26 protein-coding genes are annotated in these 19,703 nt (G+C 41.5%); 10 read left to right on the plus strand and 16 right to left on the minus strand.

Annotated features, from left to right (window positions below; all coding sequences use genetic code 11):
- Positions 1–151 precede the first annotated feature (151 nt).
- On the plus strand, positions 152–1,126 hold the full coding sequence (locus C4B60_RS08270; protein ID WP_209020071.1) for a M23 family metallopeptidase: 975 nt from the start codon (positions 152–154) through the stop codon (positions 1,124–1,126).
- Between the two features lie 30 nt (positions 1,127–1,156).
- On the opposite strand, the gene C4B60_RS08275 is transcribed toward C4B60_RS08270, so the two are convergent.
- The 8 genes from C4B60_RS08275 to C4B60_RS21975 form a co-directional block, all read right to left on the minus strand.
- Positions 1,157–1,984: a phosphatidylinositol-specific phospholipase C/glycerophosphodiester phosphodiesterase family protein gene (locus tag C4B60_RS08275; RefSeq protein WP_167578610.1), complete on the minus strand. Its 828-nt coding sequence runs from the start codon at positions 1,982–1,984 to the stop codon at positions 1,157–1,159.
- Positions 1,985–2,053: 69 nt separating this feature from the next.
- Positions 2,054–3,154, minus strand: coding sequence for a Ger(x)C family spore germination protein (locus C4B60_RS08280; RefSeq protein WP_167578611.1), 1,101 nt, complete (start codon positions 3,152–3,154; stop codon positions 2,054–2,056).
- Positions 3,151–4,236, minus strand: coding sequence for a GerAB/ArcD/ProY family transporter (locus C4B60_RS08285; protein ID WP_104057531.1), 1,086 nt, complete (start codon positions 4,234–4,236; stop codon positions 3,151–3,153). The genes C4B60_RS08280 and C4B60_RS08285 overlap by 4 nt, the downstream gene beginning before the upstream one ends.
- A 5-nt stretch (positions 4,237–4,241) precedes the next feature.
- The gene (locus C4B60_RS08290) at positions 4,242–5,723 is read right to left on the minus strand and encodes a spore germination protein (RefSeq protein ID WP_245153912.1); all 1,482 of its coding nucleotides are present in this window, start codon (positions 5,721–5,723) and stop codon (positions 4,242–4,244) included.
- Between the two features lie 209 nt (positions 5,724–5,932).
- Positions 5,933–6,280, minus strand: coding sequence for a hypothetical protein (locus C4B60_RS08295; RefSeq protein WP_167578612.1), 348 nt, complete (start codon positions 6,278–6,280; stop codon positions 5,933–5,935).
- Positions 6,281–6,351: 71 nt separating this feature from the next.
- Positions 6,352–6,621, minus strand: a complete 270-nt coding sequence (gene rpsN / locus C4B60_RS08300; protein WP_104057534.1) for a 30S ribosomal protein S14 — start codon at positions 6,619–6,621, stop codon at positions 6,352–6,354.
- A gap of 122 nt (positions 6,622–6,743) precedes the next feature.
- Positions 6,744–6,971 (minus strand): hypothetical protein, encoded by a 228-nt coding sequence (locus tag C4B60_RS08305; protein WP_104057535.1) that lies wholly within the window; start codon positions 6,969–6,971, stop codon positions 6,744–6,746.
- 271 nt (positions 6,972–7,242) lie between these two features.
- Positions 7,243–7,326, minus strand: a complete 84-nt coding sequence (locus C4B60_RS21975) for a putative holin-like toxin (protein WP_408606141.1) — start codon at positions 7,324–7,326, stop codon at positions 7,243–7,245.
- A 299-nt stretch (positions 7,327–7,625) separates the two neighbouring features.
- On the opposite strand from C4B60_RS21975, the gene C4B60_RS08310 reads away from it, so the two are divergent.
- The 3 genes from C4B60_RS08310 to crcB all read left to right on the plus strand — a co-directional run bounded on the left by C4B60_RS08310 (position 7,626) and on the right by crcB (position 9,669).
- Positions 7,626–8,753: an NADH-dependent flavin oxidoreductase gene (locus C4B60_RS08310; RefSeq protein ID WP_104057536.1), complete on the plus strand. Its 1,128-nt coding sequence runs from the start codon at positions 7,626–7,628 to the stop codon at positions 8,751–8,753.
- A gap of 125 nt (positions 8,754–8,878) precedes the next feature.
- Complete coding sequence (locus tag C4B60_RS08315; RefSeq protein ID WP_104057537.1) at positions 8,879–9,283, plus strand: fluoride efflux transporter FluC; 405 nt, start codon at positions 8,879–8,881, stop codon at positions 9,281–9,283.
- Positions 9,280–9,669 (plus strand): fluoride efflux transporter CrcB, encoded by a 390-nt coding sequence (gene crcB / locus C4B60_RS08320; RefSeq protein WP_104057538.1) that lies wholly within the window; start codon positions 9,280–9,282, stop codon positions 9,667–9,669. Before C4B60_RS08315 ends, crcB begins: the two co-directional genes overlap by 4 nt.
- Before the next feature lie 55 nt (positions 9,670–9,724).
- On the opposite strand, the gene C4B60_RS08325 is transcribed toward crcB, so the two are convergent.
- From C4B60_RS08325 to C4B60_RS21395, 5 genes are all read right to left on the minus strand, one after another.
- Positions 9,725–10,294: a manganese catalase family protein gene (locus C4B60_RS08325; RefSeq protein WP_104057539.1), complete on the minus strand. Its 570-nt coding sequence runs from the start codon at positions 10,292–10,294 to the stop codon at positions 9,725–9,727.
- Between the two features lie 20 nt (positions 10,295–10,314).
- Positions 10,315–10,578, minus strand: coding sequence for a spore coat protein CotJB (locus tag C4B60_RS08330; protein ID WP_104057540.1), 264 nt, complete (start codon positions 10,576–10,578; stop codon positions 10,315–10,317).
- A gap of 14 nt (positions 10,579–10,592) precedes the next feature.
- Complete coding sequence (locus C4B60_RS08335) at positions 10,593–10,814, minus strand: spore coat associated protein CotJA (RefSeq protein WP_104057541.1); 222 nt, start codon at positions 10,812–10,814, stop codon at positions 10,593–10,595.
- A 138-nt stretch (positions 10,815–10,952) separates the two neighbouring features.
- Positions 10,953–11,732: an aminoglycoside adenylyltransferase domain-containing protein gene (locus C4B60_RS08340; protein ID WP_167578613.1), complete on the minus strand. Its 780-nt coding sequence runs from the start codon at positions 11,730–11,732 to the stop codon at positions 10,953–10,955.
- A gap of 241 nt (positions 11,733–11,973) precedes the next feature.
- Positions 11,974–12,138, minus strand: a complete 165-nt coding sequence (locus C4B60_RS21395; protein WP_167578614.1) for a hypothetical protein — start codon at positions 12,136–12,138, stop codon at positions 11,974–11,976.
- Between the two features lie 435 nt (positions 12,139–12,573).
- On the opposite strand from C4B60_RS21395, the gene C4B60_RS08345 reads away from it, so the two are divergent.
- The 4 genes from C4B60_RS08345 (at position 12,574) to C4B60_RS08360 (ending at position 14,025) form a co-directional block, all read left to right on the plus strand.
- A complete protein-coding gene (locus C4B60_RS08345) occupies positions 12,574–13,071 on the plus strand; it encodes a DUF3231 family protein (protein WP_104057543.1) in 498 nt (165 codons plus the stop codon).
- Positions 13,072–13,335: 264 nt separating this feature from the next.
- The gene (locus tag C4B60_RS08350; protein ID WP_104057544.1) at positions 13,336–13,557 is read left to right on the plus strand and encodes a DUF1659 domain-containing protein; all 222 of its coding nucleotides are present in this window, start codon (positions 13,336–13,338) and stop codon (positions 13,555–13,557) included.
- 31 nt (positions 13,558–13,588) lie between these two features.
- Positions 13,589–13,807, plus strand: coding sequence for a DUF2922 domain-containing protein (locus C4B60_RS08355; RefSeq protein WP_104057545.1), 219 nt, complete (start codon positions 13,589–13,591; stop codon positions 13,805–13,807).
- Positions 13,808–13,890: 83 nt separating this feature from the next.
- The gene (locus tag C4B60_RS08360) at positions 13,891–14,025 is read left to right on the plus strand and encodes a YvrJ family protein (RefSeq protein ID WP_104057546.1); all 135 of its coding nucleotides are present in this window, start codon (positions 13,891–13,893) and stop codon (positions 14,023–14,025) included.
- 115 nt (positions 14,026–14,140) lie between these two features.
- Here C4B60_RS08360 and C4B60_RS08365 read toward each other — a convergent pair whose 3' ends face one another.
- Positions 14,141–14,587 carry a small multi-drug export protein gene (locus tag C4B60_RS08365; RefSeq protein ID WP_167578615.1) on the minus strand — a complete coding sequence of 149 codons (447 nt, stop codon included), beginning with the start codon at positions 14,585–14,587 and terminating at the stop codon, positions 14,141–14,143.
- A gap of 316 nt (positions 14,588–14,903) precedes the next feature.
- On the minus strand, positions 14,904–15,350 hold the full coding sequence (locus C4B60_RS08370; RefSeq protein WP_104057548.1) for an RrF2 family transcriptional regulator: 447 nt from the start codon (positions 15,348–15,350) through the stop codon (positions 14,904–14,906).
- Positions 15,351–15,547: 197 nt separating this feature from the next.
- Between C4B60_RS08370 and hmpA the strand changes: the two genes are divergently transcribed.
- Positions 15,548–16,735: an NO-inducible flavohemoprotein gene (gene hmpA / locus C4B60_RS08375; RefSeq protein ID WP_104057549.1), complete on the plus strand. Its 1,188-nt coding sequence runs from the start codon at positions 15,548–15,550 to the stop codon at positions 16,733–16,735.
- 77 nt (positions 16,736–16,812) lie between these two features.
- On the opposite strand, the gene ku is transcribed toward hmpA, so the two are convergent.
- On the minus strand, positions 16,813–17,652 hold the full coding sequence (gene ku / locus C4B60_RS08380) for a non-homologous end joining protein Ku (protein WP_104057550.1): 840 nt from the start codon (positions 17,650–17,652) through the stop codon (positions 16,813–16,815).
- Between the two features lie 119 nt (positions 17,653–17,771).
- Here ku and C4B60_RS08385 point away from each other — a divergent pair, with 119 nt between their 5' ends.
- Positions 17,772–19,595 (plus strand): DNA ligase D, encoded by a 1,824-nt coding sequence (locus C4B60_RS08385; protein ID WP_483413971.1) that lies wholly within the window; start codon positions 17,772–17,774, stop codon positions 19,593–19,595.
- Positions 19,596–19,703 lie beyond the last annotated feature (108 nt).

Consider the following 19,703-nt stretch of genomic DNA (forward strand, 5'->3'; position numbering starts at 1 on the left):
TGTCAACTCTTCAATATGACAGTTGTCATAGTCTTTTGCAGAAAACCAATGGATAAGCAATTCTGGTCATTAAAATCCTTAAAATGGATTCATTAATTAAAGAGGATATGGAGAAAATAAGCTAAGGCAAAAAATATTGGAGGTTGGTTGTGTGCGACTATTTATAACAACAATAGCTTTAACCCTTTTCTTCTCCACTGCTGCTGCAGCTGAAACTCAAACCAGTCCTTCCAGAGAGGAATTGCTGAGTGAGCGCATGGACTACTATGTCAAATCCGGAATAGAGCATATGATTCCATGGTATTACCTGGCTGCAATTGACCAGTTTGAACGAAATATTCAGCTTGTGCGAAAGGATATACCAAAACGTGAGGGCTCAATTGCCCTTCAATTTCACGAAGACTTTTGGGCGGGCTCAACAAATCCAAATAAAGAAGATACCTCACCTGCTTTGATTGAACTTCATTCAGGCAGGGGTCTGGACGGAAATTATGATGGCAAAGCGGACCGCAATGATCCCGCCGATGTACTTTTTACTATGGCAAATTATTTAAGAGAATTTGGCACGTCAAAGGAAGATATCTCTCTTGCCTTATGGGAATATTACAGGCGTGAGGAAACAGTGCGTCAGATCATGACGATTGCGAAGATTTACAAGACAAATCAAACGCTCGACTTATATGACCATGTCTTTCCTCTTCCTAAGCAGCATAATTACAGCTACAGAAGCACCTGGGGAGATAACCGTGGCTGGGGCGGAAGAAGAATCCACGAAGGCACTGATATTTTCGCTAATTATGGCGTGCCTGTAATGGCAACCACCCATGGAGTAATTGAAATTATGGGGTGGAATGAGTATGGAGGATGGCGAGTCGGGATCCGCGACATTCATAATGTGTATCACTACTTTGCCCATCTCGGCAGCTTTAATAAGGAATTGAAAAAAGGGGATGTTGTTAAAACCGGAACAATCATCGGTTACGTAGGCAGCTCAGGCTACGGTAAGGAAGGAACCAGCGGAAAGTTTCCGCCGCATCTGCATTATGGGATGTATCTTGATAACGGGCGGACAGAATGGGCGTTTGACCCGTACCCGTCCCTTCGGATTTGGGAAAAACAAACGTAATAGCTCCATTTAAAAACCGCGATCAGCCAATTATGATCGCGGTTTTTCTTCCTGACGCTCCCAATCGTTGATTTCTTCAGGAATAATATAATCCGTGTAAAAGCCATGCACGTCAATTTCAAAAAAGGTATACATTTCATCAAGGTCATTAATTGTATAAATGTAGGTGACAATGCCCTGACGGAAAAGCTCTGTGACAAATGCTTCGTTTACCCTTGCTTTTGATATCCCTACCGTCCTAAGATCATTTTTTTTACAGAATTCAATCACAGATTTGGCTGAATATTCTTCCCGCCCGGCAAGGTATAGAATGTCGTGAAAGCCGTGTTTGCGCAGAAGTTTTAAATCCTCCCGGTAATACATTTGAGGAATAAGGCGATTAAGTACATCCTTATCTACATCTTGAATCGCTTCTCCCACTTTTTCGTATAGCTTTTTTGTGTCTTCTGCAGATCCTCCTTTTCCATCAAGAAGTACATAAATTTCCGGGTGCTGCTTCATGAGCTTTATTACCCGTTCAAAATCAAGAGGGGTATAGTGCAAGTAATAAGGAAGCTTGATAAATTTTCTATATGGAAGCGCTTTTGCATCAGGCTTGAATTTTTGACCATAGGTTTCGTCCCAGCCGTGTCTTGCTACTAATTCGCCGTCGCTTGTAAGGGAAAGGTCAATTTCAATCAGTTTGTACCCGTTATTGTAGCTGTTGCGAAAGGCTTCTTCACTATTTGTGTAATCCTTGCCCTTTATTCCGCCGGCAGCATGGGCGATCAGTTTATGCTTTGTCCATGCGTAGGCGTCCTCGCTTTCTGAAGGACTTGCCCAGGACCATATAGTCAGCAGGAGAAGGAAATATTTCACAATCAATCACCTCATTAGACGCATATATTCCTACTAGTATCTACGATAATCACCTGGCAATTCATCGACTTACCTGAGTGTACCAGTTGCCAGAATATGCATCTCCATTGAAACCGTAACAGACAAGTCAGAAAAAACCTGATCGGTCAGCTCCTGTGTCCATTCTCCTTTATAATGCATTCTAAAATTTTCACTGAACCCAATTGGGTCTGTTTCATTCTGCTTTAACTCCTCGATCAGCGCAGATACTTCCTTTTTAAAATAATCCTGAATTTCATTTTCAAGTTCTGAAAAATCTCTCGACCTTGATAAATTTTTTGTACCCTTGTATTCATAAATAGTTCCTTTTAAATACAATATAATTGATAATGAAGGCTGATGTATATTCCCGTTTGATTTGTAGTCGACCTTGTTTTTAACAAAATCAATAACCACCTGCTCACTATGACGATCTTCATTTAACTGAATGGTAGCAGCCGGCATTCTTTCTACATCCTTTAAAAGCTGAATTAATTGTCCTTGTTTTCGGTCATATAGATCCGTCATCTTTTTTTCCTTAAATACAGTGACTCCCGTTATTTCCACTACGTCTTCTTTTTTCTCAATGTAGGGAGTCATCGTTTCAAGCACTGGATTCGTTTGTGTGTACATGAAATCATGAATAGTGGTAAAAGGACTGAACATATTATGAGGCTTTGGTTTCAAGAGAGCGTTTAAATAGGTTACAATCCCGGACTTGCTTGGATATTTTCCGGATAGCAGTTCTTCAGCACTTTCTTTAACCACTACCACATAGACATTTCCACCAATAACAGGATTCCTGTATAAATGCTCTACCACTTCTCTCATTCTTCCACTTCGTGCAAATTCTTCATTAAATAAAACGACACGCAAACCGTTCAATTTAATTTCTCTCTCCGCCTGAGCAGACAAATCAACAATTCCTTCTTTTACCATCCCGGAAACAGTCGAATAGACCTGATTAGGCTCCTCTGATGAAGAAGCAGACTGCGGAACGGCCAGTGTCAATTTCATCTTATTTTCATCGACATAATCCACTCCCAGCAAACTGACAAGAGCCACATCTTCAACTGAGCTTGGTGATAGATCTCCTGAACAGCCAAAGAGCAGCCCTGAAAGAAGCAGGAAGATAATTAGAAGATTTTTCATGTCACTGTCCGTCCTTTCTTTGGTCTTATTAGGTGGACGAGTATTAATACATTGGGCCATAAAATGATGGCCAGCTTCAAATAAAATATCTGGTCATACAAAATGTCCTGCAGATCTTTAGGAAACGGGATATTTATAAAGACGAAGATCAAAATAGCCAGTAAGTACAGGTGATAGGTTTTATTATTATTTCTTAATGAATCTAAGCCTTTTTTCCCAACCCATAAATAAGCTGAGGCAGTTGAAAGCAGAAGAAACACCCATAGTGAGATGCCCATTACATCAATACGTTCAAAAAATGATAATTCAACGGCTTTATACAGCTTTAAGATTGGGTACACCACTTCTTCCATTTGCCATGGAGAAAAATACATTACACTGACGACTGTGACAGTGAAATAAACGATAGACGTAATCCAGATGCCTATGGATCCATGCAGAAATGCTCTTTTCTGGTGAATAATATAAGGGAAATAAATCATGATGAGATCATACCCTACCATTGAAAAATAGCCATTGCGGCTCGCTTGCAGCCACTCTTTTAATGTGAAATTTGAAACTGGAAGCAAGTGGCGGGGATCCCCTTCAATTATTGGCCAATATAAAAAGATGAGCATCCAAATGGTTAGAAAGAAGCTCATGATACTAAATCTTGCAATGGATTTAATTCCTCCATGGACAATGTAAAGCAGAACCAAAAAAAATACAATTAAAGGTCCAGTGATAGGGCGATCCGGCAAAGCAACAATTAAAATCAAATCTAAATACCCTTCTACAATTGATGAAATAAAAATAATTAGATACAGGACAAGAAATAAATTGACAAACTTTCCAAACCATTTCCCAAGAAGTTTTTCGTTCAGCGTATAAAGGTTTTCGGTCGGATATCGCAAGAATAACCAGATCATCGGAATTAATGTCAGGTTTGCTATTACACCAAGAAGAAGAGGAAGCCACCATTGGCTATAGCCCATTGAGTTCAGCTTATTTGGGAGGGATAATAGTCCAAGGCCAACCATCGTGTTTTGAACAAGAAAAACAACATGATATCCGTTCAGTTTTTTTCGTTTATTGTTATCCAAGCTGCTCACTCCTCATCCAGCGGCCGTATTCTTTTCGTTTTTGCCCTTGAGATTCCTTTTTTATATTGCAGCAGCCCAAGCGGCAGACGAACCACACTGTCCAGAAGATCTGTCCACTTTCTCGGAATGACTGGTGTTAAATAAGGGTTGCCAAGTGAAGTCAAGTTGAGTAAATGGATGAACAACCAGGCAAGTGCAAGCATTTGACCATATAAGCCAAATAATCCTGCAGATAAGATAAAGATATAGCGGATAAAACGGCTGGTATTACTCATTAGAAAATTTGAAGGCAGGAAGGACAAAAGTGCAGAAATAGCCACCAGAACGGTAAGCATATTACTGATAAGACCCGCCTCAACCGCTGCCGTCCCAATTACAATCCCCCCTACAATACCGATTGTCTGACCGATTTTAGTCGGCATTCGCGATCCGGCTTCCCGCAGGATTTCAATGACCAGTTCAATAAAAAGCACCTCAATAACCGGCGGAAAGGGAACCCTGTCCCGAGATTCCTGAAGGTTCATAAGCAACTCAAATGGGAGCAGCTCAGGGTGATACGTAAGTGCAGATATGTAGGTTGGAGTTAAAATAATGGTAATAAAAAAACCAAAAAAACGAAGACTTCGAAGCAAGGTTGCCGTCATCCATCGATTATAATAATCCTCTGTCGATACAAACAGTTCAAAAAACGAGGTAGGGGCGATAATGACTGACTGGCTGTTCCCCATTACCACAACAATTCTGCCATCCAGTAAATACTGAACGGCCATATCTGTCCGTACCGTCATATTGTACTGCGGGAAGGGAGAATAAGGGTGATCTTCAATTAACTGCTTGAGCATTGAAATATCCATAAACCCATCGTAATCAATTTCTTCAAGCTTCTTGCATAAACGGTCCAGGTTTTCTCGATTGACTAAGTTATTTAAGTATAAAACCGCAACCTTTGTTTTCGTTTCTGACCCTAATTCATAGCTTTTATTTTTCAATTCAGGGTTTGCGATCCGCCTCTTAATTAAAGAAAGGTTAGTGTTTAATGATTCTGTGAAAGCATCCTGAGGACCGATCACTGTGGACTCTGTTTCCGTTTGCTGAATTGCACGGTTTTCAGCACTAAAGGTACTTAAGGCATAAAATGTGCTGTTTTGATGAAGATGAATAATGGTATAGCCGGTAGTGATGAGGTCTAACAATTGATTAAGATCATTCTCACCCACTTTTTCTGCGGCATGAATGACTGTTTCCTGTTGACGCAATATAGGACCGACAACCATTTGGTGTAAAACCTGAGTGTCGACCAGGGACTCATAATAGATAAGTGTAACGAATCCATTTATTGTTTTTATTTGTTTATATTTAACGTCAGCAATATCGGTCAGATTATTCTTTATAGCTTCCAGTGATACCCGCTCTGATTGTCTGCTTTTACTTGTGGCTTGAGGTTTTCCGGTGGGGACAGGTGCTTTTTTCTTAAGTAATTTGCTCAAAACCTTCCCAAAACCCATGCCGTTCACATCCCTTTTTGTAGTGTCCTTTATCTTTTTATTCATTGCCTTATAAAGGAGGATGTATACTTGAGAAGTGACAGAGTAAATGGTCAGGCATTATTACTCTGTTGCTGGAATTAAATTAAAATTTTGCAGACACAAAAAAGAGGCTGAGACTTAATTCTCAACCTCTTTCACCGCTCACTTTTCTATCTCTCAATGGTAAATAGAAAATAAGTCTTCTTTTCATCTGTGTTGCCGGTTATTTGCCTCATTTCTTCGGTCTTGTCCATCCATCGTGCTTTTTTAATTTTATCATTCAACTGGTCATCTATGTCCTTTTCAATTTGTCTCATCAGCATTATTACCTTTTCACAGCTCAATCCGAAATGCTCTGCTGCCTGCTGGTGAGGAGCGGTTTTGACTAACAGCGCCATGAATTGTTCTGATGTAGCAGAACGGGCAGCGAGGGAGTCCTCTACATTTACGATGTATTGATAAAGATTTCGTTTTAACTCAGGGAGGGATTCAACAATTTCCCGGGCCAATATTTCCATTAGGTGTCCATTCATACGGATCTCCCCTTTTTTAAGTTGAGCTTTCGAGTACCTGATTCTGCACTTTGCACTTACCAGCTTGCTTTTTTTACACCCGGCACCTGGCCTTTATGTGCATATTCTCTAAAGGCAATACGGGACATCTTGAATTTACGCAGATACCCTCTAGGCCGCCCGGTAACCTCACAGCGATTTTTCAAACGGGTCGGAGATGAGTCACGAGGAAGCTTTTTTAGTGCCTCATAATCCCCCTTCTCTTTTAGTTCTCTTCTGAGGTCTGCATATTTCAGCACCATTTCCTGGCGCTGCTTTTCTTTTGCTACTTTCGACTTTTTAGCCATTTTAATTCCTCCTTAAATCGTAACCATTACGTTTTAATAACTAGTAAATCATATACATTCCGATTTATCAACTGTTTTTACATAAAAAAACCGACATGAGGGTAGATCATGTCGGAGTCTTTTTACCCTTGAAAATAATTTTCCACAAGCATCAATATAAACACACTGATCATCAGTGCACTATTACAAATAATTAAAACCGTATGGCGACCTGCAATCGCAAAAGCAAGTCCCGCTGCCCCTAATACGAATGTTAACCAAATCGGGGGTTCAAGTCCAAAAACGATTTTAACCAGCCATAGAATCACACCGCCAATAAAAAAAAGCAAAGAAGCTTTAGCTTTATTCATAGAGGACCTCCTTATCATGGGGCCAGCTTTTTTTGGTATACCTATATTATTTTCCCGCTGTCTTCTTCTTTTTAAACATAACTTTATAAATGAAGCCCCAGACGGTGAAGTTTCTTTTAAAGGGTACTCATTATTTTACGTGTGGTATACTATACTAAATAAAAGGCGCCTGGTGCAGACACACCAGACGCCCCCAATAGAACGCCCTCAAAAGGGGACAGCGTAAGCAGACAACAAATAATCCACCCGAGCCGCCAAACTCAAGGGTGGATTATTCTTTTTTGTTAAACGACAAAATCGAAACGACGAGACCGGAAAACGCAATCATCATCATGATTCCTTCGAAAGTTGTCAAACAGCATCACCCCCTTTTCAGCGGGATGTGCTGACCACCCTTGAGAAACGATTCTATTGTAGAAATAGTTTATCATAAATTCTTTGGTGAAAATTGGTTTTTAAAAAAAGAGGTATTCAAGCCTATTTCTACTGAAGGACCAGTGTCAGAATCACCAATACCTCCTCCGTCTTCGTCCTCCTACTCCAATGCCTCCCCCTCATTGCGTGAGCAGTTTCCTTTTGTAACAAAATAAATCGGCGTATACTACTTCTTGTACAATTATTTCACATGAACTAATTTTAAAGGAGGCACTCAACATGACTGCACCATTTCTGGAACCATATACATTTAAAAATGGCGTGACACTTAAAAACAGAATTATGCTTGCGCCGATGACGAACTTTGCTTCAAGTGATAATGGCGAAGTAACTGAAGAAGAGCTTGCTTATTACCGCGTACGCTCAGGCGGTGTCGGCACAGTCATTACTGCTTGTGCAAATGTGACAGCAGACGGCAAGGGATTCCACGGGGAAATAGGTGTTGACCGTGATGAGCTGGTGGGGAGCTTGTCTTCTCTTGCCAAAGCCATCCAAAATGAAGGCGCCAAAGCCATCCTTCAAATTTTTCATGGCGGGCGTATGGCACCGCCGGAGCTGCTGCCGGATAATCAAACCGTAAGTGCGAGCGCTGTTGCTCCTCTGCGTGATGGTGCAGCGACACCCCGCGAATTAGAAAACGAAGAAATTGAACATATTATAAAAGCATTTGGAGACGCTACCCGCCGTGCGATTGAAGCAGGGTTTGACGGTGTTGAAATTCATGGAGCCAATACGTATTTGCTGCAGCAGTTTTTCTCTCCTCACTCAAATCGACGCGAGGACAAATGGGGCGGTTCTCTTGAGAAACGCATGACATTTCCTTTGGCAGTAGTAGATGAAGTGCGGAAGACGGCAAAAGATAAAGGCGATTCTTCCTTTATTGTCGGCTATCGAATATCTCCTGAGGAAATGGAGAATCCGGGTATCACTATGGAAGATACACTCGCTTTTGTGGACCGTCTCGTTAAAGAAGAGATCGATTATCTTCATGTTTCCGTACAGGACTTTTACGCCGGTTCTATGCGTAATAAGGAAGATAAAGCATCACGCGTTCAATTAATTCAGGATCGTGTCGGTGAACAAATTCCAGTAATTGGCGTTGGATCACTGCATACGCCAGAAGATGTAGAAAAAGCGATGAGCGGCGGTGTTCCACTCGTATCCCTTGGCCGTGAGCTTATTATGGAGCCAAAGTGGGTAGAAAAAGCGGCTAACGGTAAAGCCGATCAAATCCGGACAGACATTTCCGTTAACGACCGTGAAGAACTTACCGTTCCGGCTCAATTGTGGCAGGCCATTATTAATACACCTGGATGGTTTCCGGTTAGAGAGCATGCAAAAAAATAGTTTCTTGATAAATAAAACACGCAGCGTAAAAACTGCGTGTTTTATTTACGTTCAGTATGATTTAATCACGAGGGTTCTGCTGTGGTAAACTACTCCATAACAGACCATTAAAAAGGAGCGTCTTTATGCTCGTTAAAAATTGTATCGCAATAGCGGCAGGCGGAGCAGCCGGTACTCTCTGCCGTTATTTCTTAAACGTTCATACACTGTCGATCTGGGCGGGGCATCCGGTCGGGACTGTGCTTGAAAATTTACTTGGAAGCCTGCTGCTTGGCTTTTTGACTGGATGGGTGCTTCACCGGAAAGTTAAAGATTGGGTAAAGCTCGGTCTTGGCGTTGGATTTTGCGGAGGATTTACTACGATGTCGACGCTCGCAGCAGACACCTTCTTCCTTTCACAGGAAAGTTCACCAGCCGGTCTGTTGACTTATTTATTCATTTCTTTATTCGGCGGCCTGACTCTGGCATTCATCGGCCTTGTGCTGGGTGAAAAATGGAGTAATGGAAAAGAGGTGTCTCATCCCGCATGAACCTTTTATGGCTAAGTATCGGCGGCGCAATTGGAGCTGTCTCGCGCTATTTAATCGGACAGGCTATCCAAAATAAGTTTCCTTCCCCTTCTCTCCCTTTTGCCATGATCATTGTGAACCTGCTGGGGTCATTTGGATTGGGATTATTTTTCAGTCTTCTGTATGGAAGACTTCCGTTAAATGCTTATGAAGATCCATTATATTTGTTTGCCGGCATCGGCTTTTTTGGAGCGTTTACCACCTTCTCTACTTTTAGTGTAGAAATGGTTCAATTGCTTAGAAACCGCTCATATAAAAAAGGTGCGGTCTACTTTTTCTTGTCTATTCTGGGCAGTATTATGGTGTTTCTATTTGGGTTCTGGGGCGGTGGAGCGTCAGCTTACTGAATGCTAAAAGATGTGCTGTTGTCAGCACAACTTTTAGCATTTCATCTATAAAAAGTCAAAACACCTTCTTCTGATCCCTGTCCTCAGAAATGATCTCTACTGCCTCTCTGAAACGCTGGGAATGGACGATCTCCCTTTCGCGTAAAAAACGCAGCCCGTCATTTAAATCAGGATCATCTGATTGATCAATGATCCACTGGTAGGTAGCTCTTGCTTTTTCCTCTGCAGCAATATCCTCGTATAAATCAGCAATCGGGTCCCCTTTCGCCTGAATGTAGGCGGCAGTAAACGGAACACCGGCAGCATTATTGTAAAATAGCGCACTGTCATGGCTGACATAATGCTCAGCAAGGCCGGCTTTTCTCAGCTGTTCCGGCGTGGCGTCTTTTGTAAGCTTGTAAATCATCGTGGCAATCATTTCTAAATGAGCAAACTCCTCTGTACCAATATCTGTTAAGAGTCCAATCACCTTATCTGGAATCGTATAACGCTGATTCAGGTAACGCAGTGCTGCAGCAAGCTCTCCATCCGCTCCTCCGTACTGCTCCATCAGATACTTAGCGAGAGTTGGATTACAGGTGCTTACCTTTACCGGATACATAAGCTTTTTTTCATATGTCCACATAACTCATTCACCTCAATTTTTTATACTTGCCACGGCCATGGGGACTGACTCCATTCCCACACTTTTTCATTTCTATTTGGCGTTCCGAATCGCAATGGTCCATGAAGGCTTTCAAAAGCGGTTTTTAATTTCAGACTGTAAAGAGCATATTGATTAAACTGCTTAATCGCCTGGGAATCTGTTGGATGAGTATCTAAATATAAGGCAAGTTCAAAGAGTACAAAATCAACAGCCTGTATTTCTTCTAGATCTCTGTAATATTCCTTGGATAGAGAGTGAGTCAATAGAGGAACCTCCCTTACTTTTTATAGGGATTATCATAGTAATCATAAAAAGGCGTCCAGAGCGTACCTGTTTTTAATGCGTCTATAGCTGAAAATTGAGGAAAGTCCGGGGGCTGAAAGCCAATAAAAAGATTTGGGGGAACAACATATGTTTTTTTCAGCAGCGGCGGACAAGGGTCATATAATCCACGAAAAGGCGTAAATGACCTTCTAAAAGGGGTTTTCTCATGTGTCATCCGTATCTCACCTCTCAAGCAGAGTTTACCTAGTGAGTATATTCAGAACAAATTCAAATAGTCATCTCAATTTGAAATTAGCTGCTTGTTCATAAGAAAAAGGACCGCAGTCATTAGCGGTCCTTTCTTGTATGGCAGCTATTTACTTTCCTTATAGTTTTTTATCATTTCTTCTGCAAACAGGCGGCATTCCTTTGCACGAGCCGTACGATTTGAATAAAGCATTTTTTCCTGATTCCCTGTTCTCAGCCGTTTGGCTTCAGAAAGAAGGGTTTCCCATTTTTCCATAGACTGTCCCTGCAGCCAGTTCAAAGCAGCTTCCTTTGAGACAATATCCTTCCGGTCAATTGAATAAAGAATGCGGGCAATAGTTAAAACAGCAAACTCCACATCCTCGTCCTTCACAAAATTCTTCCGGCTCCCTGCTTTGTCTGCCCAGTAATAAGTCAGGTTATAATCGAGCGTCTTTTCTACCTGTTCGAAGGATTCTTCAAGATCAAGCTCTTCAGCCGGGGGACCGAAAAGATCAATGCCCCGGTGTTTAATCATCCACCAGGTAATCCCGTTCACGTCCCAGTAGCCTGTCTTAATTTTCCCATTTTCACAGTAGGGATACTGCGGCTGGTTCTTGTTATCCTTGCCTGCATGGTTTTCCTGCAGGTACATCCCGTCCAGTTTCTCTCCATACGGACTTGTCTTTACGAGCTGGCGATGGAGCTCCTTAAGTGCCCGAAGCTCCTTTTTATCTAATTCCTCCTGAAGAAACACAACAAAGTCCAGATCACTTTTATTACTATTAAATGCTTCTAAAGCAACAGATCCATATATATACATTCCCACAGCTTTCTGTGGAAGAATAAATCTCACACGGCGCGAAAAATCATTTAAAAACGATGAAACCGATTTAGATAAAGTCATTTGCATCTCCTCTTTTAAGGTTTGTGATTATCAGACTATTAAGTGGTTATTATCCTATTATAACGAAGAAACACTAGTAATTACTTACAAAATATGAAATCTATATGATTATTTAATAAGTCATTAGCTTTAATTAGTTGCGGGAAGCTGCTTTTTCAAATGAGAAAAAGCAGACTCAGGGATTAATCCTGGGCCTGCTTTTTTATTAAAAAAAGAACACTGCTTCCAAGTCTGTACATCTTTAATGCGCATTGCTCATAATCGGGCATTGACGAATGTCCTTAAGGTGTACCAGTTCAATTGTCATAGGTGTCAATTTGCGTTTTAATGTGCAAAAATTTTTTGAATCAATCGAAAGGATTGTATGCTCTTCTCCATTATAGAGAATAATATCTCCTTTTTTCATGTTGCTTCCTCCGTTATGGTTCGTGTTTCTCGTGGAATCGGGGTCGGGTGTACAGCTTTTAGCTGCGGGCTGAAAGTAGTTGTTAGAGAACTCTTACCTTATCTCATCATTGACCTTTTTTTGAATCTTTAATCCAATAAATAAAGATATCTTATTATGACTTCATAGTAAATAAAATCCTTCTAAGAAATTTGACTGAATTCGACCAAATTGCCCTTTTTTCTAGTATATCATTTAACGCATGGCAATAAACAATTTTACCTGTAAAAGTACAAGAAAAACCATTAAGTCAATTATGTTAAGAAGCCCTGGCAATTCATTCCCGCTTTCTGGATTGCCTTTCATAAGATTTATTAATCCGGGCATGATAATCAGGTCTACTGTACTAAATTTCTGTAGACAGGACGAAAGTTTAATTCAATGAGGAGGAACATAATGGGTATTTTAAGCGGAAATCCTAAAACAGAGCCTATGCATTACGGAGAAGTATTTGGAGCATGGACGTATCTTTCAACTGCGAAAGCGGCTGTAGCAGCTAAACAGACAATGCTCAATCATGCAGGAGACCGTGATTTACAGCGGATTATTGAGGATGCCATTCAGCTTGGTGAAAAAGAAATCAGCCAGGTTGAAGAACTGCTTCGTGAAAATCAAATTGGTCTGCCTCCAACTCCTCCATCACGCCCGGTTGCAAAAGTTGATGAAATCCCTGTAGGAGCCCGTTTTCAGGATATAGAAGTATGTTCTTCTATTCAAATGGGAAATGCGGCCGGTCTGATTGCATGCAGCCAAATTATCGGCCAATCAATTCGTGAGGACGTTGCCTTATTATTTGCTCAATTCCATAGTGAAAAAATAGCTCTTGGTGCAAGAATTCTTGAATTAAGCAAAGAAAAAGGATGGCTCGTTCCGCCGCCTCTTCATCAGTATTGACCCGTTTTAAAACACAAAAAGAAAAAGCCCTGAATACAAGGGCTTTTTCTTGCGTTTATACTATTTCCTGAATATCACAGGGCGAAATAGCCTGTCACCACTCGACATATTTCGGGTGGTGACAGGCACCTCGTAGGCACTTCGTAGGCACCCGTAATGCATTATTCTCCTCATTCTTCCCTCTGTATCTTTATTTTTCGAAATGTGAGGGTATCTCTTTTCACTTCCTGCAGCTATATAGAAAGTGAAAGGAGGTGAGCAACTATGGCACAAGCACACGTTTCTGATGTAAAGCTTCGACTTGTTTTTGTGGATGGACTAAAGGAAGATGGTTCTCCAAATATTAAACGTAAAACCTTAAGCCGTATTCGTCTTGGTGCTTCAGCTGATGAGCTATTCATTACATCTCGGGCATTCGCTTCCCTCAGCAGCTACAGTCTGATGGATACTGAACGGGTCGAAACAGCCCAAATCCAGTCTATTTAATTCGGTCTGCCATTAGAGAGGAGGAGAGTAAATGAATAAATCACTAGAGATTCAATTTCAAACAGAGGAAGGCGCAACTTCTACCTTATCTGTTGAATCGCCAAAAGAGCCAATTGATCCTGCTGTAGTAAAAGCAGCGATGGAAAGCATCATCGCAGGAAATGCTTTTATCACACCTTCTGGAGCGCTTACCGGTATTAAAGGCGCCCGTGTTGTTATGCGAGGTACTGAAGCGGTTGAATTGGGCTAAAATGAAAGAAAAACATTAGTAACCTATCACTAAAAGGCGGTCAGCGACGAGCTGACTGCCTTTTTCAGAAAGGAGAACACCATATGGACCAATGGATTAAGCTTGTGAGCGAAGTTGGATTCCCGATCATCGTAACCCTTTATCTCCTGCATCGGATCGAAGCAAAGCTTGAAGCAGTCATTCAGTCGATACATGGGCTTTCAGAAAAGGTCAATTAGAAGGTTGGATTGATTGTACGATAATCATCATAGTATATCTCATAAAAAATAGGACAATCCCCGTTCATTCACGTTATACGTGTGCAAACGGGGACTGTCCTTTATGAAATGGGCGCTATTCTTTTATTAGCTCTACACCAAGCATCGTAATAATGACTAAGATAACGGAATACATACAGATACTGCAAAGTGAAACCACAAAGAGTTTCGTTTTGCTCATTCCAAGGCTGCGTCCTAAAATCCCGACTGTCCATGATCCGATGATTGGAGTAGCCAGCAGAACCATCCAGGCGCCATGCTGAATTAATGTACGGTTAAAGCGATGATTTTCCATTTTGTTTAACAGACGACTCGCTTTTTTCCATTTTCTAAGTGTATCATAAAAATATAAAATGATCGGAATTGGCATAAAATTTCCTAAAGCGGTCCAAAACACACAAGACATTGGATCAAGGCCCATTAACATGCTGGCCGGCAGCGCAACATAGATTTCAAGCATTGGCAGGAAACCCATTAACCACGCTGAGAAACATAAGGATAAATAAGCAATAATGTTTTCCAAACATACACCTCTTAACATAAGCACCCACGCACAAGCTCTAAAGGCAGCAGGTACCCTATAATTATTTTATGCACATTTCCGAAGATGAGAGGCGGCAGAACTCCTATATATAATCATCTTTAAAAGCTTTATTGGAAAATTAACTTAATAAAAGGAATTTATGTCCATATTCATTACAATTATATTATAATTTATTTTATAGGCTATTTAAATATCTTATTACGAAATGACAGAAATTTTCTCGTTCTAAAATAGAGACTAAAAAGGCTTTAGGCAAAAGTATAGAAGGCTGAAACGGGCACTCCGTTTCAGCCTTCTATTTTTCTTTTGTAATCGCAAATAAAGCCTGCAGTTCGAATGGATTTTCCACCAGATCTTCAAGCGTATATCCATCAAGCACCACAAAATACGCTTCAAGCGCCTTATGAAGGACATGCTTTAAACCGCAAACAGGCGAGATGACACATTGATTGCTCTTTGGATCAAAGCATTCCACCAGATGGAAATCCTCTTCTGTCTTCCGAACCACTGCACCGATATTAATTTCTGCAGTATCCTTAGCAAGACGGATCCCCCCATTTCTCCCGCGCACTGTTTCAATCAGGCTCATTTTCCCGAGCTCATGGGTCACTTTTACAAGATGATTTTTCGAAATCTGATAAGCACCGGCAATTTCCTGAATCGTTGAGAGCTCGTTTTCCCTCTTAGCAGCCAGGTAAATTAAAACACGCAGTGAATAATCAGTATATAAGGTTAACTTCATGACACTCACCTTTATCTATAAAGAAATTAGTCTATTTATCACTTTAAACTTTGTCATTTAAGTATACGCTTCTGTAAAGTGGTTGTTCAATTGTGACGAATTAATTAAACATAACAGCACCTCATTGCTTTTACATTTCATAAGAGTATATTAAAGATGCATTTAAAATATATCTTTTAAATAGAGGAGTGCTCTCCATGCTATCTCAAAAAACAATGGATATTATTAAAGCAACTGCGCCTGTTTTAGAAGTAACAGGAACTGAAATCACAACAAAATTTTATCAAATGCTTTTTGACGCGCACCCTGAACTGCTCAACATTTTTAATCATACGAATCAAAAGCAGGGCCGGCAGCAAACCGCGCTCGCTAACGCTGTGTATGCGGCTGCCGTTAACATCGAACGGCTTGAAGCCATCTTGCCTGCGGTTGGAAAAATTGCTCACAAGCACCGAAGCCTTGGGGTTAAGCCTGAGCATTACCCGGTTGTAGGGGAATTTTTGCTAAAGGCAATCAAGGAAGTCCTGCAGGACGGGGCAACAGAAGAAATATTGCAAGCATGGGCTGAAGCATACGGTGTCATCGCTGATGTATTTATTTCTTTAGAAAAAGAAATGTACAAGGAAGCAGAAGCCATAGAAGGCGGCTGGAACGGATTTAAAGAATTCATTATTACCAAAAAAGTTGAGGAAAGCTCAGTCATTACTTCCTTTTATTTAAAACCGGCAGATAAATCAGCTCTTCCTTCCTACCTTCCTGGTCAATACATTACCGTTCAGCTTCAAATACCGGGAGAAAACTATACGCAAAACCGGCAGTACAGCCTGTCCTCTGCTTATACACCTGATTATTACAGAATCTCTGTTAAACGGGAGGATGAACAGGATCCAAATGGAACAGTCTCTCCTTATCTTCACACGAATTTATTAGAAGGCGATTCCATTTTTGTAAGCGTTCCAGCTGGTGATTTTTATATTGATGTAAATGACCAAGCTCCGATTACGCTTATAAGCGGAGGCGTTGGAGTGACGCCTATGTACAGTATGCTCGAGTCGATTACACAGCAAAACTCAGCGCGTCCGGTTACCTTTATTCATGCAGCACGCAGCCAGGCGGTCCATGCGTTTGCAAAAGAAGTTGCTGCACTTGCTGATTCACTACAAAATGGCAAGAGCTATGTGGTTTATGAGCAAGGAGACAATGTCAGTGACTTTACCGGCTACCTGACACCAGAAATCTTAAAACAAATTGTGGATCAACAAAGCTCCTTTTATGTTTGCGGACCGGTGCCTTTTATGAAAGCAGTGATTAATGCCCTGGCAGAAATCGGTGTTCCTGCTGAACAGGTTCATTACGAGTTCTTTGGACCAGCTATAGCGATTTAAGAAATGGATGAATGAAGTAAGCGAGCCAAAGCATTTTAGCTTCGGCTCGCTTTTTATGTTGCCCAGTATGCTTTTAGTTAAGCATTTTTCTTTGTTTTCGTAGGGGTGGTACGTTTTTTTGCGGCGGGTTTTTTCTTTTTTGTTTTTTCCACTGATGCTTGTAGAGCCGCCATAAGCTCTGTAACGTTTGCGGCTGTTGTCGGCTGTTTTTTCTCGGCAGCCGATACCGTTTTCTTTCCGGTTTTCTTTTGCTCGATCAGCTCCATTAAAGCGGTACGGTAATCGTCTGTGTATTTTTCAGGCTCAAAATCCGTAGTCAGCTGATCGATAAGCAAAAGGGCCGTATCCAGTTCCTTTTTGACAATCGTGACATCCTCCGGAATATTCGGTACGTCTTTTGAGCTTCTAACCTCATCTGGAAAGTGAATGGTTTCCATGACGAGCGTATCCTGATAAACCCGTACTACCGCAAGCTGCTCCTTCGATCGAATGATTATTTTGGCGACGCCAATTTTACCCGATTCCTCTAAGGCTTTCTTTAAAAGAGTGTAGGCTTTTCCACCTCCGGTGTCCGGTGCCATGAAGTAGCTTTTTTCAAAATAAATTGGATCAATTTCCTGAAGCTTTACAAAGTCGATAATTTCTACTGCTTTGTCTTCGTTTTCTTTTTTAAGATTTTCAAGCTCTTCCTCATCAAGCACAACAAATTTATTTTTCGAATACTCATACGCTTTTACAATGTCCTCGTTCTGCACTTCTTTTTCACAGCCGGAGCAAACCTTCTTATAATTGATTGGCGCATGGCATTCCTTATGCAGCTGGCGCAGTTTAATATCTTTGTTTTCAGTGGCAGTATGAAGCTTTATTGGAATATTGACCAACCCAAATGAAATGCTGCCCTTCCAAACCGTATGCATCTTCTCACCTGCTTACTTTTTTTCTTACTATGGAGTTTTTTGAGCTTAATTATGTATGAGCGGGAAAACTTCATCAAAAGCTAATGAAAAATTGAGAGGCGGATGCCGAAGTGAAACCGATGCTGTTAACTGCAACAACCTCTGTTCCGGAAGGTCCTGAATGGCAATATGAGGTTAAATATGATGGCTTCCGCTGTATGATACATTGGGAAGAGCCCACACCAAGACTGATCAGCCGGAATGGAAAACCGCTTACTACCATGTTCCCTGAAATTGTTGCGTTTTGCGTGGAGCACTATGAAGCTGCCAAGCCGTATCTTCCACTTGTATTTGACGGAGAGCTTGTACATTTACTTAATTCTTATCGGAGTCACTTTTCGACCGTTCAAACACGTGGAAGGATGGGCACCGCTTCTGTTATTCAAAAGCATGCGATGTCCTTTCCTTGTCATTGTATTGCTTTTGATCTGTTGGTATACAAGGGAAAGACGCTGCAAAATCAGCCTTTGACTAAAAGGAAGGAAAAGCTTATGGACCTTTTTGCAGCCCTTTCGCTTCCCATATCGGTGGATGCCCAAAGTCCGAAAAGAATTCAATGCATTGATGTTTTTGATTCAAGAGCTGAAGCAGTGGAAAAGGTTGTGGAATATTACGGAGAAGGTGTGATTGCAAAAAAGAAAACGGGCAAATGGCAGGCAGGCAAACGAAGTGATCATTGGTTAAAGGAAAAAAACTGGCGCTATATTACCGTATTTCTGACCTTATGGGATAAAAACAATGGCTATTTTCATGGAGCCATTTATCAGGAAAACGAGCCAATTGAAGTGGTTCATTTTCGTCATGGGCTTGAACCGGAACAGGAAAGCACGCTTAGCGAATTGTTTCAAACAAGCGGGGAAAAAGTATCCTCTTCTGTTTGGGCGCTTCCTCCATCTGTGTGTGTAGATATTGCCTGTATCGATTTTGACGGAAAACATCTGCGGGAGCCCAGATTTCATGCATTTAATTTTGAAGCTGAGCCTGATGAATGCACCTGGCAGACACTTCAGCGACAGCTTTTCCCTTTGCCTGAGCGCGTAGCAGTCACCCACCCTGACAAGCCTATATGGCCCGATTTAGGGCTGGTAAAGGATGATTATCTCCTTTATCTTCAGCTTGCAGCTCCATATTTAATGCCGTTTTTGCAAGATCGGCTGCTGACGGTTATTCGCTATCCGCATGGGGCAGCGGGTGAACGCTTTTATCAGAAAAACTGTCCGGACTATGCACCTGATTTTGTCCTGACAAAAAAGGAGGACGATATCCGTTATATTTTATGCAACGGGATGGAAACCCTTCTTTGGCTCGGGAATCAGCTTTCTCTTGAGTTTCATATTCCTTTTCAAACGATTCATACGGAAAAGCCGACAGAAATTGTCTTTGATTTGGACCCTCCTTCTGTGAACGAGTTCAACCTGGCGATCGAAGCTGCGGTGCGTATGAAGGCGATCTTTGATGAATTTGGGCTGCGCTCCTATATCAAGGTATCCGGCGGTAAGGGGCTTCAGGTGTATATCCCCCTCCCGGCCGATACCTTTACGTATGAAGATACCAGGCTATTTACATCGTTTGTTTGTGATTTTTTATGTGAACAGGAGCCCGAATGGTTCACAACTGAAAGGTTAAAGAAAAATCGTCATAACAAGCTCTACCTTGATTATATTCAGCATGATGCAGGAAAAACCATCATTGCCCCCTACTCCGCAAGAGGCAATGAACAGGGTCTGATTGCAGCACCCTTATTTTGGAACGAAGTAAACAACAAGCTCCACCCTACTCAATTTCCCATCCCTGCAGTCATCGAACGCCTCAAAAAACAAGGCGACCCGTTCTTAACCTTTAGACATCACCTCGATAGCCAGCCATTCTCTAAAGTGCTAGAACAGCTGAAGAAGCTTCGGTAAGTGTTTTCGGGGAAGTGCCTTCGGGGAGTGCCTGGCACTCCCCGATATTTGTCGAGAAACCCTCGACAAGTGCCTTCGACAAGTGCCTGGTACCACCCGATTTTTCCA

This window comes from Jeotgalibacillus proteolyticus (genome assembly GCF_002926065.1).
GTDB classification, from domain to species: Bacteria; Bacillota; Bacilli; order Bacillales; family Jeotgalibacillaceae; genus Jeotgalibacillus; species Jeotgalibacillus proteolyticus.

Bases quoted from the DNA above. Each gene is read 5' to 3' on its own strand.
- C4B60_RS08335 (WP_104057541.1), bottom strand. From the start codon at position 10,814: ATGACACATGAGAAAACCCCTTTTAGAAGGTCATTTACGCCTTTTCGT.
- C4B60_RS08360 (WP_104057546.1), top strand. From the start codon at position 13,891: ATGGACCAATGGATTAAGCTTGTGAGCGAAGTTGGATTCCCGATCATC.
- crcB (WP_104057538.1), top strand. From the start codon at position 9,280: ATGAACCTTTTATGGCTAAGTATCGGCGGCGCAATTGGAGCTGTCTCG.
- C4B60_RS08345 (WP_104057543.1), top strand. From the start codon at position 12,574: ATGGGTATTTTAAGCGGAAATCCTAAAACAGAGCCTATGCATTACGGA.
- C4B60_RS08295 (WP_167578612.1), bottom strand. From the start codon at position 6,280: ATGGAAATATTGGCCCGGGAAATTGTTGAATCCCTCCCTGAGTTAAAA.
- C4B60_RS08280 (WP_167578611.1), bottom strand. From the start codon at position 3,154: ATGAAAAATCTTCTAATTATCTTCCTGCTTCTTTCAGGGCTGCTCTTT.
- hmpA (WP_104057549.1), top strand. From the start codon at position 15,548: ATGCTATCTCAAAAAACAATGGATATTATTAAAGCAACTGCGCCTGTT.
- rpsN (WP_104057534.1), bottom strand. From the start codon at position 6,621: ATGGCTAAAAAGTCGAAAGTAGCAAAAGAAAAGCAGCGCCAGGAAATG.
- C4B60_RS08370 (WP_104057548.1), bottom strand. From the start codon at position 15,350: ATGAAGTTAACCTTATATACTGATTATTCACTGCGTGTTTTAATTTAC.
- C4B60_RS08315 (WP_104057537.1), top strand. From the start codon at position 8,879: ATGCTCGTTAAAAATTGTATCGCAATAGCGGCAGGCGGAGCAGCCGGT.
- C4B60_RS08310 (WP_104057536.1), top strand. From the start codon at position 7,626: ATGACTGCACCATTTCTGGAACCATATACATTTAAAAATGGCGTGACA.
- C4B60_RS08355 (WP_104057545.1), top strand. From the start codon at position 13,589: ATGAATAAATCACTAGAGATTCAATTTCAAACAGAGGAAGGCGCAACT.
- C4B60_RS08340 (WP_167578613.1), bottom strand. From the start codon at position 11,732: ATGACTTTATCTAAATCGGTTTCATCGTTTTTAAATGATTTTTCGCGC.
- ku (WP_104057550.1), bottom strand. From the start codon at position 17,652: ATGCATACGGTTTGGAAGGGCAGCATTTCATTTGGGTTGGTCAATATT.
- C4B60_RS08325 (WP_104057539.1), bottom strand. From the start codon at position 10,294: ATGTGGACATATGAAAAAAAGCTTATGTATCCGGTAAAGGTAAGCACC.
- C4B60_RS08305 (WP_104057535.1), bottom strand. From the start codon at position 6,971: ATGAATAAAGCTAAAGCTTCTTTGCTTTTTTTTATTGGCGGTGTGATT.
- C4B60_RS21395 (WP_167578614.1), bottom strand. From the start codon at position 12,138: ATGAAAAAAGGAGATATTATTCTCTATAATGGAGAAGAGCATACAATC.
- C4B60_RS08350 (WP_104057544.1), top strand. From the start codon at position 13,336: ATGGCACAAGCACACGTTTCTGATGTAAAGCTTCGACTTGTTTTTGTG.
- C4B60_RS08385 (WP_483413971.1), top strand. From the start codon at position 17,772: ATGCTGTTAACTGCAACAACCTCTGTTCCGGAAGGTCCTGAATGGCAA.